Raw genomic sequence first — 15,581 nt, forward strand, 5'->3', positions numbered from 1 at the left:
GATCACCGACAAGAACATGGTCCGGTCGCTCGGCGACCAACCGCCGATCCTTGCGGATGGCCGCCGCGCGCCGGACCGACGCGAAATCTCCATGCGCTGGCTTACGGGCACGTTCCTCACCGGCATAACGTCAAGCCTCCTGATGGGCGTCGCGCTTTTTGCCGCTCTCGACGGCCGCCAGCAGCTGGCGATCCCGGCGGAAGCTTTCGCGGCGCTCGATCCTGCCGCGCGCGGACCGACCAGTACCGCCAAGCGGGGCGGCCGTATTCTTTCCCCCAACATCGTCGCCAAGCCGGCAGACAAGACGATCATGGAAGTCTCCACCATGATCCACGACGGCGAAAAGGAAGTGGTCCGCCGGCAGCCCTTCGTCCACGTCAAGATGGCGCTTGCCGCCAACCATCAAACCGCCGAGGACTATCCCGCATTCGATCCGCTGGCGATCTTTTCGACCGAGGAAGCGGACGCCGAAGCCGCCCCGGCAGCGAAAACCGGAACCATCTACGGCTCGGATGTCGAGTCCGAGGTCGCGCTGAAGACCGCGGATTTCCCGCTGAACGGATCCGGCTTCACCTTTGGGGCGTCAATGTCGCTCGATGAGGTCGAGGAAAACGTCCGCACCAATGGTTCGGTCCTGACCGAAGGCAACACGCAGGTCGCCTCGCTCTTCTATGTCGACCCGCAGCGTTTTGCTTCCGACACGAATGACCTCGACCTGATCCAGGGGCTCTCGGCCCGGGTGGTCGAGGAGAACATGAGCGTCTCGGCCTACGAGAACATCACCAAGCAGAGCACCGAATATGCCGACGACGTCATTCCGGTGCGCCGCGCAACGCCGATCGCGACGGCGATGGAAAATGCCGGTTACGCCAAGGCCCAGGCAGAGGATGCGGCCGGCTATCTCGAGGCGGCGCTCGGCGCCAACGAACTCGCCACCGGGGACGTGCTGCGCATTGGCATCATCCAGAAGGGCGAAGAAGCGCGCATCGTGCGAGCGACGATCTATTCCCGTAACCGCCACGTGCTGACGATGGCGGTCGACGATCGGGGGCGCTTCGTCCCCGGTGCCGAGCCGCCGAAGCTCGATGCGGTGGCGACCGCCTTCGACGATACCGGAACACCGACGATCACCAGCGGTCATGACTTGCCGCGCGTCTATGACGGGATCTACCGAGCCGCCCTCTCCTACGGTATGAACGCCGATATGGTCGCGCTCGTCGTCAAGCTGCTGGCGAGCAATGTCGATTTTCAGGCACAGCTCAAGCCGATGGATTCGCTTGAAGCCTTCTTCTCGGTTACCGACGAAAGCGGCCAGGCGACGGACGAATCCGAACTTCTCTATGTCAAGGCCAAATTCGGTGATGCCGAAACGCGGTTCTATCGCTTCCAGGACCCGGACGACAACTCGATCGATTATTTCGACAAGGACGGCAAGAGCATTCGTCAGTTCCTGTTGCGCAATCCGGTTCCAAACGGTCATTTCCGCTCCGGCTTCGGCATGCGCCGCCACCCGATTCTCGGCTTCTCGCGCATGCACACCGGCGTCGATTGGTCGGCCCCGCGCGGAACCCCGATCATCGCCGCCGGCAACGGAGTGGTGGAGAAGGCGGGTTGGGATTCCGGCGGCTATGGCAACCAGACTCTGATCCGCCATGCCAACGGCTATGTCTCGTCCTACAACCACCAGAGCGCCATCGCCAAAAATGTAAAGCCCGGCGCCAAGGTCGTGCAAGGCCAGGTGATCGGCTGGGTAGGCACGACCGGCCTTTCGACAGGTCCGCATCTCCACTACGAACTGATCGTCAACGGCAACAAGGTCGACCCGCTGCGCATCCGGCTGCCGGGGGGCAAGTCGCTTGGCGGCGACGCATTGGCGAAGTTCGAGAAGGAGCGCGAGCGCATCGACGAGCTTCTCGGTAAGGACGACGCCAGCGAGGTCGCGAGCAAATAACCGTCTTACGGTCTGACGATAACGGTGAAACGCGAAAAGGCCGCCGTGAGGCGGCCTTTTCAGTTTACGCTGCCTCTTTCTCGGCGGCAGCTCCGCGTTTGAAGTTCAGCCGGTCGGAACCGGCGACGACCCTCACCACCGAACCATCCGGGAACTCGCCCTGCAGCATCTTTTCGGCAAGCGGATCCTGAACGTATTTCTGGATCGCCCGCTTCAGAGGCCGCGCGCCGTAGGCGGGGTCATAGCCCTTGTCCGCAAGGAAAGCCCGCGCATCGTCCTCGAGTTCGATCGTAATCTTGCGATCGGCGACGAGTCTTCGCAACCTTTCGAGCTGGATATCGACGATCGCACCCATTTCCGAACGGCGCAGCCGGTGGAACAGAATAATCTCGTCCACGCGGTTCAGGAATTCCGGACGGAAGGCGGCCCTCACTACCTCCATCACCTGATCGCGAACCGCATCGCTGTCCTCGTTCTCGCCAAGCGCGGCCAGGTATTCCGCACCGAGATTCGAGGTCATGATGATCAGCGTGTTCTTGAAGTCGACGGTGCGCCCTTGGCCATCGGTCAGGCGCCCATCGTCAAGCACCTGCAGGAGCACGTTGAAGACATCCGGATGCGCCTTCTCGATCTCGTCGAACAGCACGACCTGATATGGCCTGCGGCGAACGGATTCAGTCAACGCTCCGCCCTCTTCGTAGCCGACGTAACCTGGAGGCGCACCGATCAGCCGGGCAACCGAGTGCTTCTCCATGTATTCCGACATGTCGATCCGCATCAGCGCGGTCTCGTCGTCGAAGAGGAAGCGGGCAAGCGACTTGGTGAGCTCCGTTTTGCCGACGCCGGTTGGACCCAGGAAGATGAACGAGCCGATCGGCCGGTTCGGATCCTGCAGGCCCGCACGCGACCGGCGAACCGCACGCGAGACCGCCTGCACCGCTTCGCCCTGGCCGACGACCCATTTTGCCAGCTCGTCTTCCATTCGAAGCAGCTTTTCGCGCTCGCCTTCCAGCATCTTGTCGACCGGAATGCCGGTCCAGCGCGAGACGATATGGGCGACGTTGTCGGGAGTGACGACCTCCTGCACCATCGGATTCGCGTTCGCACCGTCCTGAGTTTCCGCCTCGGTAAGCTCTTTCTCGAGCTTGGGGATGACACCGTAGGCAAGTTCGCCAGCCCTCTGGAATTCGCCCTTGCGCTGAACGATCTGCAGTTCGTTGCGTGCCTCGTCGAGCTGCTTCTTGAGATCGGCCGCCCGTCCGAGTTTATGCTTCTCCGCCTGCCAGCGGGCGGTCAGCGTGGCCGCCTGCTCCTCGAGAGAGGAAAGATCGAGCTCCAGCTTTTCCAGCCGATCCTTGGAGGAGGTATCGGTCTCCTTCTTCAGGGCCTCGCGCTCGATCTTCAGCTGAATGATGCGCCGGTCGAGTTCATCGAGCTCCTCCGGCTTGGAATCGACCTGCATCCTGAGACGCGAGGCCGCTTCATCCATCAGATCGATCGCCTTGTCCGGCAGGAAACGGTCGGTGATGTAGCGGTTGGACAAGGTCGCGGCCGCAACGAGCGCGGAATCGGAAATCCGCACCTTGTGATGCTGCTCGTATTTTTCCTTGAGACCCCGCAGGATCGAGATCGTATCCTCGACCGTCGGCTCGGCAACCATCACTGGCTGGAACCGGCGGGCAAGAGCGGCGTCCTTCTCCACATGCTTGCGGTATTCGTCGAGCGTCGTCGCGCCCACGCAGTGCAGCTCGCCGCGTGCAAGCGCAGGCTTCAACAGGTTCGAGGCATCCATCGCCCCTTCCGCTTTACCGGCCCCGACGAGCGTGTGCATCTCATCGATGAAGAGAATGATCTCGCCCTCCTCCGCCCGCACTTCGTTGAGTACGGCTTTCAGCCGTTCTTCGAACTCACCGCGGAATTTTGCACCGGCAATCAGGGCGCCCATGTCGAGCGCCATCAGGCGCTTGTCTTTAAGGCTCTCCGGCACGTCGCCATTGACGATCCTCAGTGCCAGGCCCTCGGCGATCGCCGTCTTGCCGACGCCCGGTTCGCCGATCAGCACCGGATTGTTCTTCGTGCGGCGCGAGAGCACCTGGATCGTGCGGCGGATTTCGTCGTCGCGACCGATCACCGGGTCGAGCTTGCCTTCCCGTGCTTCCGCCGTGAGATCACGCGCGTATTTCTTCAGCGAATCGAAGCCTTGCTCCGCATTCGCGCTATCGGCGGTACGGCCCTTGCGGACGTCGTTGATGACCTGGTTGAGTTTTGTCGGCGTGACACCTGCCTTAGCGAGGATCGACGCAGTGGCCGCCGAGCTTTCGATCGCCAGCGCCAGAAGCAGGCGCTCGACCGTCACGAAGCTGTCGCCAGCCTTCTTCGCAGCTTCTTCGGCGGTCGTGAAAACCTTGGCGAGTGGTTGCGACAGATAGACGGAAGCATTGCCGCCGGAAACTTTGGGGAGCTTCGCCAGTGCTGCGGCGGTGCCGGCTCTTGCCTCACGCGCATCACCGCCGGCGCGTTCGATGAGGGAAGCGGCCATGCCCTGCTCGTCGTCGAGCAGTATTTTCAGAACGTGCTCTGGCGTGAACTGCTGGTGCCCCTCAGCCAGTGCGTAGGTCTGCGCGGATTGCAGGAAACCGCGGACACGCTCGGAATATTTTTCGATATTCATTCTCTACCTCCATAGCCCGGCAAGCCCATCCTTTGGCACTGGCCGGTGTTGCAGGATCAGGCTCCCGCACTCGGCAAGCCTGTTGTTGACGCCTCATCCCCACGTCGCGCGGGATCAAGTCTTCGAAGCGAATATGGGGCAACGTTCTCGGAAATTAAAGAGCAGCGGCAACCGGTTCGCACGGAATCTCGCCGGCTGAAGCGGCGGAATACGATCGCTTCAATCGTTCCGATCTAAGCTGCTATGCAGCAGGAGTTTCATACGCAGAAAGCCCGGCTATACGGCCGGGCTTTCTGGATAATGGCAGTGTTGGCTTCGCCGTTTATTCCGAAGCTGCCAGTACTGCTGCATCGGGCGCGGGCTGGCCGTCAGCCGCCGCCTCTTCCTGCTGAGCATTGCGGCGTGGCTGGCGGCGAGGGCGTGCCGCGCTGCGGCGGCGCGTGGCCGAGCGGCCCGACGCCGCGGGAGTTTCCTCTTCCATGGCGACTTCGGCAGGCGTGCCTTCGATCACCGGCTGCGGACCGGAGCCGTCAATGACCGGTTGCGGCTCACTAACGGGCGCCGGCGCGGCAGCGGTACGAACCGGTGCTTCCTCGGCATAGACCTGATCCAGATCGTCCTGGTCGCGGTCGATCGCGTCGCGATCCTGGTAATCCTGGCGCTCTTCGCGGTAATCCTGGCGCTCTTCGCGCTGGAAGCGGTCCTGCATCTGGGCCTGCGCCGCCGCGATGATGCGGTTGTAATGCTCGGCATGCTGCAGATAGTTTTCCGCCATCACGCGGTCGCCGGAGCTCTGGGCGTCGCGCGCAAGCGCCGCGTATTTCTCGGCAATATGCTGGGCGGTACCGCGAATCTTCACGTCCGGGCCGGAGCTGTCGTAAGTCCGTGTCAAGGGATTGGATCCCTTGCGATTATTGCTGTTTCCGTTGTTGTTGTTATTGTTGTTATTCCGCCCACGGCCGCGCTTGTTTTGCTGTCCTGGCCTCATAGTCCATTCACCTGAATTTTCTTGATAATGATGATCATGTGGTTCCGCCTCTCGGCTGGATCTCTTCCGCGCCCGAGAAAAACACGCGCCACGGCAGACCGCCTCTTCGCGATCCCGGCGCCGGCTGATGTCAAATTAACAGGTACCCGCACAAGGCACTGTCGAACCCTAGCAACTCTTTCTTGAGAGCAATCCCCGTGGCCAGGTCATACCGGAACGAATCTTTGGTCTATGACCCTCTGCCCAGTGCGCGGGGGCAAACTAGCCCGCTTCCTTCGCGATTCCAAGCCCTTTCTTTGCCCTTCGAGAAAAGAGAGGCGCCGGTGCAGCATTTTTTCAACGGTCATCGCCACACTCAACGTCCCGCTTGAATACCAGGACCCGGTCGTTGCCGCCGAGATCCTTCGCGCTGCCACGCAAGCGGAAACCCTGCGCCTCGAACAGCGCCGTTACTGCCTGCTTTTGATCGAAACCTATTTCCAAGCCTATTACGCCGTCCGTTTCAAGGTGGCGATCAGCGTGAAGAGCGATGGCACGATAGGCGTCAAGCCCGTCGTCTCCGCCATCCAATGCGGCGGCCGGATCGTGGAGTCTCACTTCCGGCTCAAGCTCTTCAAGAACCTTGGACCGGATATAAGGCGGATTTGAGACGATGACGTCGAACCGCCCCTCGACTGCCTCGAACCAGTTGCTGCGAAGCGCTTCGAAGCGCTCCGCAAGCCCATTCCGCTGCGCATTTTCCAGCGCTGTAGCTAAGGCGTCCTCGGATATATCGGTACCCAGGCCGCGCGCTTCAAGTACCGCGTCGAGAAGAGCGAGACAAATGGCTCCGGTTCCCGTTCCAAGATCGATGATTCGGCAGCTTCCCTTTCTGGCGACAACCCGCCGCACGTGGGGAATCAGGCAATCGACCAGCGTTTCGGTATCCGGCCGCGGCTCCAGCGTCTCCTTCGACAGCTTGAGCCTCAGTCCAAAAAATTCTCGCTCGCCGAGGATGCGATAGACCGGCTCGCGCGCGGCGCGGCGCGCGACCGCTGCACGGATGCGCTGCGCGTTCGTGGCGCTGATCGGTTCTCCGCCGCGTACCATCAGCACCGCGAGCGAAAGGCCGAGCAGGCCGGAAATCAGATGCCGGGCATCGAGGGCGGCCGACTCGATGCCGGCAGCTCTCAGTCTGTCGCGGCTTTCGGCAAGGATGCTGTCGAGCGTCTCAGCCATTACCGTTCAGTTCTGCCTTTCGCCGAGAAGGGCGAGTTGGCTCGCTTGATGATCCGCCACCAGAGCATCCACCACATCGTCGATCTCGCCTTCCATCATCCGGTCGAGCTTATAGAGAGTCAAATTGATGCGATGATCGGTGACGCGGCCCTGCGGAAAGTTGTAGGTGCGGATGCGCTCCGAGCGATCGCCCGAACCCACCTGACTCCTGCGATCCGCCGACCGTTCGCTGTCGGCGCGTTGGCGCTCCATGTCATAAAGCCGCGAGCGCAGGACCTGCATCGCCTTGGCCCGGTTCTGGTGTTGCGACTTCTCCGAACTGGTGACGACGATGCCGGTCGGCATATGGGTTATACGGACGGCCGAGTCGGTCGTGTTGACATGCTGACCGCCGGCGCCGGAAGAGCGCATCGTATCGATGCGGATGTCCTCGGGCCGGATCTCGACGTCAATCTCCTCGGCTTCCGGCAGCACGGCAACCGTTGCCGCAGACGTATGGATGCGGCCGCTCCCCTCGGTTTCCGGCACGCGCTGCACCCGATGGACACCGGACTCGAATTTCAATCGCGAGAACACGCCGCGGCCGGAAACCGTAGCAATGATTTCCTTGTAACCGCCCGCCTCGCCCTCGCTTGCCGAAAGCACCTCAACACGCCAGCCGTTGGTCGAGGCATAGCGCTCGTACATTCGGAAGAGATCGCCGGCAAAAAGCGCCGCTTCCGAACCGCCGGTGCCGGCCCGGATTTCGAGGATCGCGCTCTTTTCGTCGGCCGCGTCCTTCGGCAGCAGCAGAATTTGGATTTCCTCTTCGAGAGCCTCGATCCTCGCTTCGATCTCCGGCTTCTCCATCTCGGCAAGGTCGCGCATCTCCTTGTCCGTCGCGCGGTCGGCGAGCATTGCGGTGATGTCGGCAAGCTCGGCGGTCGCTTTTTGGTAGGCGCGGATCTTCGTCACGACCGGCTGCAGCTCGGAATATTCCGAGGCGAGCTTCACATAAACGTCGGCTGCGGGGCCGGCCGACATGCGAGCCTCGATCTCGCCGAACCGTCGTTCAAGTTCGCGCATCTTTTCAAAAGGAAGCTTTGCCAAGTGTCACTCCAAATGCATCGCCCCGCCCGGATCGCGATCCGGACGAGGACAGCATGCTCTTATTCAGCTATACCGGTATGCCGTTTTCCGCCGCGAAATCGATCAACAGCTGCCGGATCGGTATCTCTGATTTCACGTCGTCCAGCGCCGCATCGAGAGCCTCGGCCAGCTTGCCGGCATCAAGCGCCAGCAGCGTGGCTTTGACCGGGCCGACGGCCGTCGGCGACATCGAGACCGACCGGAAGCCGAGTCCAAGCAGCGCCATCGCCGAAAGCGGCTTGCTTGCCATCTCGCCGCACAGCGTCACGGGCGTGTCATTGCGTTCGCCCGCACGCACGATGTCCCGCAGGATCCTCAGAAACGGCCGGCCGAGAACATCGAAGCGATCCGAAACGCGCGCATTGCCGCGATCGACGGCCATGGCGAACTGGAAGAGATCGTTCGAGCCTACCGAGACGAAATCTACCTCGGCCATCAATTCGTCGAGCTGCCAGAGCAGTGCCGGAACTTCCAGCATCGCGCCGAACTGAAGCTTGCGCGGCAACTGTTCACCAAGTTTAGACTGCCGCTCGATCTCCTTCTGCAGCAGTTGGCGTGCCACCCTGAGCTCGGATACTTCCGTCACCATCGGAAACATCAGCCTGAGCTCGGCACCGGCAGCCGCTCTGAGCATTGCCCTGAGCTGCGTACGCAGGAGCCCCGGCCGGTCGAGCGAAAGCCGGATCGCCCGCCAGCCGAGCGCCGGGTTTTCCTCTTCCGCAGCACGAAAATAGGGAACGACCTTGTCGCCGCCAATATCGAGCGTGCGAAAAGTCACCGGCTTGCCTCCGGTCTGCTTCAGGACATTGCGATAGAAGGCTTCCTGTTCCTCGGCCTTCGGCATGGTCGAGGCGATCATGAATTGCAGCTCGGTGCGGAAGAGCCCGATGCCTTCCGCTCCCGCCTCGTTCAGATGCGGCAGATCGACCAACAGGCCGGCATTCATCTGCAGCGTGATGCGTTGGCCGTCCTTCGTCAGCGGCTCGACATCCTTGAGCGCCCGGAATTGCGCCTGCCGGCGGGCACGGAAGCGAACTTTTTCCTCGTAGGACCGCTGCAGGTCGGCGAGCGGCCGCAGATGCACCTTCGCATCGTCGCCATCGACGATGATCGCGTCGCGATTTTCGGCAAGTGCCACCGCGCCTGCCGCCTGGCCGACCACCGGAATGCCCATGGCGCGGGCGACGATCACAACGTGGCTCGTGACCGCACCCTCCTCCAGCACAAGGCCGCGCACGTTTTCGCGAGGATAGTCGAGCAGCTCCGCGGCGCCCATCGCACGAGCGACGACGATCGCGTCGCTCGGAAAGTCGGCCGCGGAAAGCTTGGCGCCGTAACCGGAAAGCTGACGCAGCAGCCGATTGGCGAGATCGTCGAAATCGTGCATCCGCTCGCGGAGATAGGGGTCGGTCAGGCGGATCATCCGCGCCTTGGTCTCGCTCTGAACCCGCTCGACCGCCGCTTCGGCCGTCAAACCGTTGCGGATCGCCTCTTCGAGTTTCCGCACCCAGCCGCGGTCATGGGCAAACATCCGGTAGGTTTCGAGCACCGCACGATGCTCGCCTTCCATCGACACGTCGCGGCGCGACAGCATGTCATCGATCGAAATCCGCAGCGAGCCGAGCGCCTCGGCGAGGCGTTGCAATTCCTGTTCCGTATCCTCGTTGAGCAGGTTGGTAACGACGATCCTCGGTTCATGCAGCACGACATAGCCGAGACCGATACCCTCGCCGTAGCTGTTGCCTTCGATTGTCACGGGGCGCGACAGGTCGAGTTCAAGTCCCGGCTTGGTGATCTTCTTGAGTTCGCCGGTGGCGACCATTTCGGCGAGCACCATCGCGGTCGTCTCGAGTGCTTCGACCTCGTCCTCGCGATAGTTGCGCTGCGCCTTGTTCTGAACGACGAGGACGCCGAGGGCCCGCCCGGTGCGCAGGATCGGCACGCCGAGGAAGGAATGATAGATCTCTTCACCGGTCTCAGGCAGGTAGGTGAACGCCGGATGCGACTGCGCATCGGAAAGATTGAGCGGTCGCGCCGACGCGGCGATCGTACCGACGAGACCCTGCCCCATCTTCAATTGCGCCAGGTGCACGGCGGTCTTGTTCAGACCTTCGGTGGCGTAAAGTTCGAGCACACCGTCGGAGCGCAGCACATAGACCGAGCACACTTCCGCGACCATGTTCTGCGCGATCTGACGGACGATCCGGTCAAGGCGTTCCTGCGGCTCAAGCGGTTCCGCCATGAGCTCGCGCAACCGCTTGAGGAGAACGCGCGGACCTGCAGAAAGGTCTCTCATCGCGTATGGTCTCCCGAATAAGAATAAACGACGGCATAGAATGGAACACCGCGACCTACTCGCGCCGCGAATCCCAAATCAAATGCCTGCTGTTTAACTCTTATCCAGACCGTAGGCGGAATGCAAAGTGCGAACCGCCAATTCGGCATAAGGGCCGTCGATCAGGATGGAAATCTTGATCTCGGACGTGGTGATCGCCTTGATGTTGATGCCCTTGTCGGCAAGCGCACGGAAGGCAGAGGCCGCAACGCCCGCATGGCTGCGCATGCCGATGCCGATGACCGAGACCTTGACGAGGCCGGATTCCGACTGGGCAACATCGTAGCCGATCTTTTCCTTGTTGTCGGAAAGCACCTTCAGCGCTTTGTTGACGTCGCCGGACGGCACGGTGAAGGTCATGTCCGTCTTGGAGCCGTCTTCCGAAATATTCTGCACGATCATATCGACATTGATATGGGCTTCGGCGAGCGGTCCGAAGATCGCGGCGGAAACACCTGGCCGGTCGGCCAGGCGGCGCAGCGAAATCTGGGCTTCATCCTTGGCATAGGCAATGCCGGTTACGACTTCCTGTTCCACGATCTCATCCTCATCACAAATCAGCGTTCCGGGCGGGTTCAGCAGGTCACCCATGCCCGGCGCGTCGGGATCCTCGAAAGAAGAGCGCACGAAGGTGCGAACTTTGTGCACCATGGCGAGTTCGACCGAGCGAACCTGCAGCACCTTGGCACCGAGGGATGCCATTTCCAGCATTTCCTCGAAGGCGATCTTTTTCAGCCGCCGGGCCTTCGGCTCGATGCGCGGGTCGGTTGTATAGACGCCGTCGACATCCGTGTAGATATCGCAGCGGTCGGACTTGAGGGCAGCGGCGATCGCGACCGCCGAGGTGTCCGATCCGCCACGACCGAGCGTCGCTAGGCGATTGTCCGGACCGAGTCCCTGAAAGCCGGCGACGACCGCCACTTGCCCCTCGCCCATACGGCGAATGATATCGGCACCTTCGATGTCGAGGATGCGGGCGGCGCCATGGGCATTGTCGGTCTTGATCGGGATCTGCCAGCCTTGCCAGGAGCGGGCGTTGATGCCCATCGATTGCAGCGCGATCGCCAGCAGACCGGAGGTCACCTGTTCGCCGGAGGCAACGATCGCGTCGTATTCGCGCGCGTCGTAGAAGGGCGCATTCGAGCCGGCGACCTTAGGCATGTTCTCGACCCAGCCGACGAGTTCATTGGTCTTGCCGGACATGGCCGAGACAACGACCGCGACCTCGTGGCCGGCATCGACTTCCCGTTTCACATGGCGGGCGACATTGTGGATGCGGGCCAAATCTGCGACGGACGTTCCGCCGAATTTCATCACGATGCGTGCCATTTCGCCTCTACCGTACCGAATGTTTCCGCGCGAGCGCGCGACAGGAAAGCGCCCCCGCCGGCGCCTGACGATCAAAAAGCTTGGAGAGACTTCTCGGACATCGGCCAGTCACCGCTTGGGGGAGCGGAAAGTCGCGGCGTCTCTTAGCGGATCAGGGGGCGGCGTGCAATGGGAAGGCGGAGGAATGGAGAGAAAGCGACGACGGAAAGAGGCGACGAGTATTCTTAGGAACCGGTTGGAAACCGGCACCGAATGACTGGTCTACTTGCGCTCAGCAGGGCACCGACTCCAGGATAGAGACCGAGGATGCCGTCGGTATGACCCGCACCAGATCGAACCCAGTGTCCGCAAGCAATGCGTCGAATTCGGACTCCGTGCGTTCGCGTGCGCTGCCAAACATCGCCATCATCTGCATGTCGATAAGATATTCGGTCGGCTGTCCCAGCGACGGGTCGGCCGGCATTAGGGCCTCGACAACCAACAGTCGGCCGTCTTCTGGAATTGCGGCGCGGCAGCAACGGAGAATTCGACGGGCATCGTCGTCCGGCCAATCATGCAGAACCCGGATCAGCATGTACAAATCCGCTCCGGGGGGAACCTGATCGAAGAAGCTGCCGACTTGCGGCGTAATTCGACCTTGAGCCAGCATTTCGGCGGGAATGGCCGCTATCACGTGCATCCGGTCGAAGAGGATGCCGCGCACGTGCGGGTACACCGCGGCGATGCGGCGCAGCGCCTCGCCATTGCCGCCGCCGATGTCGGCAATCAGGCCGACGGTGGAGAAATCATAGCTGGCGGCGACCGCATTGTGACGGTCATCAGGGAAATTGGCCATGAAGGCGTCGAAGAGACGGGCCTCGCCCGGATTGTCGCGCAGATAGCTGAAGCGATCCGTGCCCCACGCAACCTCATGGGGCACTTTGCCATGCAGCGCCGCGTCAAGATATTCCCAGGCCCGCCAGGAGCCAGCCGCGGTCCAGAAGCGTGCGCCGTGATGGAGACTGTTCGGCACGTCGGTCCGCAGGAGCAAAGATCGCGGCGTATGAGCGACCCTTCCATCCGCGCCGAACCGAAATATTCCAAAGGCCGCAAGCGCGCGCAAGGCACGCCGGAGCGGCGCCGCGAAAACACCGCTGGTCAGTGCCAACTCGTCGATGCTCGCCGAACTGTCCGGCGCTATTCTATCGGCAATCTCGAGATCGGCTACCAACCGAATGATCCGCGATACCTGAAAACCGCGGATCAGAAGATCCATCGCCAGCCGATCATGATCATCGGAACCAGGCATTTCTTTCGTGGCTCCCGCGCGCTGAGAGGTGTGACGCGCCAAGCGGCAGGATACGGCAATCCGACCGAAAACTCCACAGAAGGCCGTACTTCCACCTTGCGTAGAAGGTCAGCAATCGCGTCAGGATTGCAAGAATCGCCAAGCGGTGCTATCACTCCTCAACAATTCAAACATGAAAGGAGGGCTGCGCGTGATGACTTTCTTCCGGCACCATCGCCAGCGCGGCCCCGTCTCAGCCCTGCAAATGCGTTTGCAGGGCTGACCAGAGACAAGCCCTTTTTATCTCTTCCTGGTCTGCCCAGTCGTCATGCGGCGCTGAACCCAATGGTTCTGAGCGCCCCGCATATCGTCATCAAACCCAATCCGTAAGGGCCGAACGATGCGCATCTGCATCGGTTTCGACCCCGTTGGGCAGTCCAGAGAACGACAATGGCTTTGATCACTATCAGAAATCTCGCAGTCACACTGGGTGCGCCGCTCTTTTCGCAACTCGACCTTGCTGTCTCGCCGGGCGATCGCATCGGCATCGTCGCCGCCAATGGTCGGGGCAAATCCACCTTACTGAGATGCGTCGCCGGCATGCTCGAGCCCATGACCGGCGACATTACGCGGTCGCGAGGCCTGCGCATCGGCTATGTCGAGCAGATTATTCCGCAAGCCCTTTCCGAAACTCCATTCCATGAAGCGGTTCGCCAAGCGTTGCCGGACGACCAGGCTGAAACAGAGGCCTGGCGGGTTGATGTCATCTTGGATTCTCTCGACGTCCCGCCGGCGCTTCGGCAACTGCCCATCGCGAAGTTGAGCGGAGGTTGGCAAAGGCTGGCACTCCTTGCCTGCGTCTCCGTCACCGATCCGGACGTGTTGCTCCTGGACGAGCCGACCAATCACCTGGATCTTGGAAAGATTCTGGGGCTGGAAGCGTGGCTCGGCAGCCTCCCCCGCGACATCCCTGTGCTGATCTCCAGCCATGACCGGGCGTTTCTCGATGCGACAACGAACCGGACGCTATTTCTGCGCGCGGAACGATCGCGCCTGTTTTCACTGCCCTATTCGCTGGCACGAAACGCGCTGGACGAGATCGACGCTTCCGACGAGCGGCGCTACCAGAAGGACATGAAAGCGGCGCAGCAGCTCCGCCGCCAGGCGGCCAAGCTCAACAATATCGGCATCAACTCCGGCAGCGATCTTTTGACGGTGAAGACGAAACAGATGCGCCAAAGGGCCGAGCGCCTGGAGGAAGCTGCACGCCCGGGTTTCCAGGAGCGATCCTCCGGCGCCATCCGGCTCGCCAGTCGCGGCACCCATGCCAAAGTTCTCGTCACGCTGGACGATACGCCGGTGGAAACGCCGGACGGCAGGTTGCTGTTCAAAACCGGCAAACGCTGGATCTGCCAGGGCGATCGCATCGTCCTTCTCGGCCGCAATGGCGCAGGAAAGTCCCGCCTCATCCATTTGATCAGGACAGCGATAACCGAGCCGGATCGGTGTGCAGCAACGATCAAGCCGACACCGTCACTGGCGCTCGGCTACAGTGATCAGGCGCTCGCCGGGCTCGCCGATCGTGAAACGCCGCTTGCGACGATCATCAGGCGGTTCGACGTTGGCGACCAACGCGCCCGCACCCTGCTTGCCGGAGCGGGCCTCGGGATCGATCTGCAGTCGCGCCCGATCGGCATTCTCTCGGGCGGGCAGAAGTCGCGGCTGGCCATGCTTGTCCTGAGGCTCACCAATCCAAACTTCTATCTGCTCGACGAACCGACCAACCATCTCGACATCGAGGGGCAGGAAGCATTGGAATCGGAGCTGATGGTTCAGCAGACGAGTTGCCTTGTGGTTTCGCACGACCGCAGTTTCGTGCGCGCCGTCGGCAACCGCTTCTGGCTGATCGAGAACCGGCATTTGGTAGAGGTCGATGATCCCGGGGATTTCTTTGCGTCTGCCCGTGAAAGCTAGGCCTGCGGACGCCCCTTTTTCCATTGATCTCAAAATAAAACCACTTGCAAAATTAAACTGGTTTTGTCATTCTCAATGCCGCCGCATGTTTCCTTAAATCGGAACCGATTTGAGAAGACGCACGGCGCTGTAGGAACGGGCAAGAGAGCCCGCCCGCGAACGGGAGGAAGATCATGCGCAAGGTTATCATGTGGGACATGATCAGTGTCGACGGTTATTTCGAGGCACCCGGACACGATATCAGTTGGTTCGTCTTTGAGGACGAGCTTGCCGCCTATATCGGCGAAACCCAGCTCGAAGCCGGTACCCTGCTCTTTGGTCGCGTGACGTATGAGATGATGGCGGCCTACCTGGCCATCGGCCGAGGGCGATATCGCCACTTTCATGAACGGCGTCGAAAAATTTGTCTTCTCGAGAACGCTTCGCAGTGCCGATTGGAACAATACGGCGCTTGTTTCCGGCGATGCGGTCGCCGAAGTCGAGCGCCTGAAACAGCTTGACGGCGGCACGATCTTCATCTTTGGCAGCGCAAACTTTGCTGCGACACTCACCGCCAAAGGATTGGTCGACGAGTACCGCCTCGGCATCAATCCGGTGCTGCTCGGCAAGGGTGTTCCGCTATTTCAGAATATCCCGGAACGCACAAGCCTGGAGCTCACGCATGTCCGTCCGCTGAAATCCGGCGTCGTCATCCTGCACTATCGGCCACAGGCGGCTTGA

General features: G+C 61.4%; 10 protein-coding genes and 1 pseudogene (1 of these 11 running past the window's edge). 4 read left to right on the plus strand and 7 right to left on the minus strand.

All coding sequences use genetic code 11. The features are described 5' to 3' along the window. Positions 1 to 1,951 carry the 3' portion of a M23 family metallopeptidase gene (locus PYH37_RS25525; protein ID WP_280734247.1) on the plus strand. Its footprint begins 2 nt before the window's first position, so the window shows 1,951 of its 1,953 coding nt (coding positions 3-1,953); the start codon is cut by the window's left edge — 1 of its three bases falls inside, at position 1; its stop codon occupies positions 1,949 to 1,951. A 64-nt stretch (positions 1,952 to 2,015) separates the two neighbouring features. Here the strand turns inward: PYH37_RS25525 and clpB are convergent, their stop codons facing one another. The 7 genes from clpB to PYH37_RS25560 form a co-directional block, all read right to left on the minus strand. Continuing rightward, positions 2,016 to 4,622 (minus strand): ATP-dependent chaperone ClpB, encoded by a 2,607-nt coding sequence (gene clpB / locus PYH37_RS25530; RefSeq protein ID WP_280734248.1) that lies wholly within the window; start codon positions 4,620 to 4,622, stop codon positions 2,016 to 2,018. A 322-nt stretch (positions 4,623 to 4,944) separates the two neighbouring features. Further along, complete coding sequence (locus PYH37_RS25535; protein ID WP_280734249.1) at positions 4,945 to 5,610, minus strand: DUF4167 domain-containing protein; 666 nt, start codon at positions 5,608 to 5,610, stop codon at positions 4,945 to 4,947. Positions 5,611 to 5,946: 336 nt separating this feature from the next. Beyond that, entirely contained in the window at positions 5,947 to 6,828 is an 882-nt protein-coding gene (gene prmC, locus PYH37_RS25540) for a peptide chain release factor N(5)-glutamine methyltransferase (RefSeq protein ID WP_280734250.1), read from the minus strand. Between the two features lie 6 nt (positions 6,829 to 6,834). Continuing rightward, the gene (prfA, locus tag PYH37_RS25545) at positions 6,835 to 7,917 is read right to left on the minus strand and encodes a peptide chain release factor 1 (protein WP_280734251.1); all 1,083 of its coding nucleotides are present in this window, start codon (positions 7,915 to 7,917) and stop codon (positions 6,835 to 6,837) included. 67 nt (positions 7,918 to 7,984) lie between these two features. After that, positions 7,985 to 10,252: a phosphoenolpyruvate--protein phosphotransferase gene (gene ptsP, locus PYH37_RS25550; RefSeq protein ID WP_280734252.1), complete on the minus strand. Its 2,268-nt coding sequence runs from the start codon at positions 10,250 to 10,252 to the stop codon at positions 7,985 to 7,987. A gap of 93 nt (positions 10,253 to 10,345) precedes the next feature. Further along, entirely contained in the window at positions 10,346 to 11,620 is a 1,275-nt protein-coding gene (locus PYH37_RS25555; RefSeq protein WP_280734253.1) for an aspartate kinase, read from the minus strand. Between the two features lie 271 nt (positions 11,621 to 11,891). Next, the gene (locus tag PYH37_RS25560; RefSeq protein ID WP_280734254.1) at positions 11,892 to 12,632 is read right to left on the minus strand and encodes a methyltransferase; all 741 of its coding nucleotides are present in this window, start codon (positions 12,630 to 12,632) and stop codon (positions 11,892 to 11,894) included. Between the two features lie 30 nt (positions 12,633 to 12,662). Here PYH37_RS25560 and PYH37_RS25565 point away from each other — a divergent pair, with 30 nt between their 5' ends. From PYH37_RS25565 to PYH37_RS25575, 3 genes and pseudogenes are all read left to right on the plus strand, one after another. Then, complete coding sequence (locus PYH37_RS25565; protein WP_280734255.1) at positions 12,663 to 13,277, plus strand: hypothetical protein; 615 nt, start codon at positions 12,663 to 12,665, stop codon at positions 13,275 to 13,277. Between the two features lie 60 nt (positions 13,278 to 13,337). Further along, positions 13,338 to 14,861, plus strand: coding sequence for an ABC-F family ATP-binding cassette domain-containing protein (locus PYH37_RS25570; RefSeq protein WP_280734256.1), 1,524 nt, complete (start codon positions 13,338 to 13,340; stop codon positions 14,859 to 14,861). A 173-nt stretch (positions 14,862 to 15,034) separates the two neighbouring features. After that, a pseudogene (locus tag PYH37_RS25575) lies at positions 15,035 to 15,581 on the plus strand (dihydrofolate reductase family protein).

The sequence above is a fragment of the Sinorhizobium numidicum genome, assembly GCF_029892045.1.
Taxonomy (GTDB): domain Bacteria; phylum Pseudomonadota; class Alphaproteobacteria; order Rhizobiales; family Rhizobiaceae; genus Sinorhizobium; species Sinorhizobium numidicum.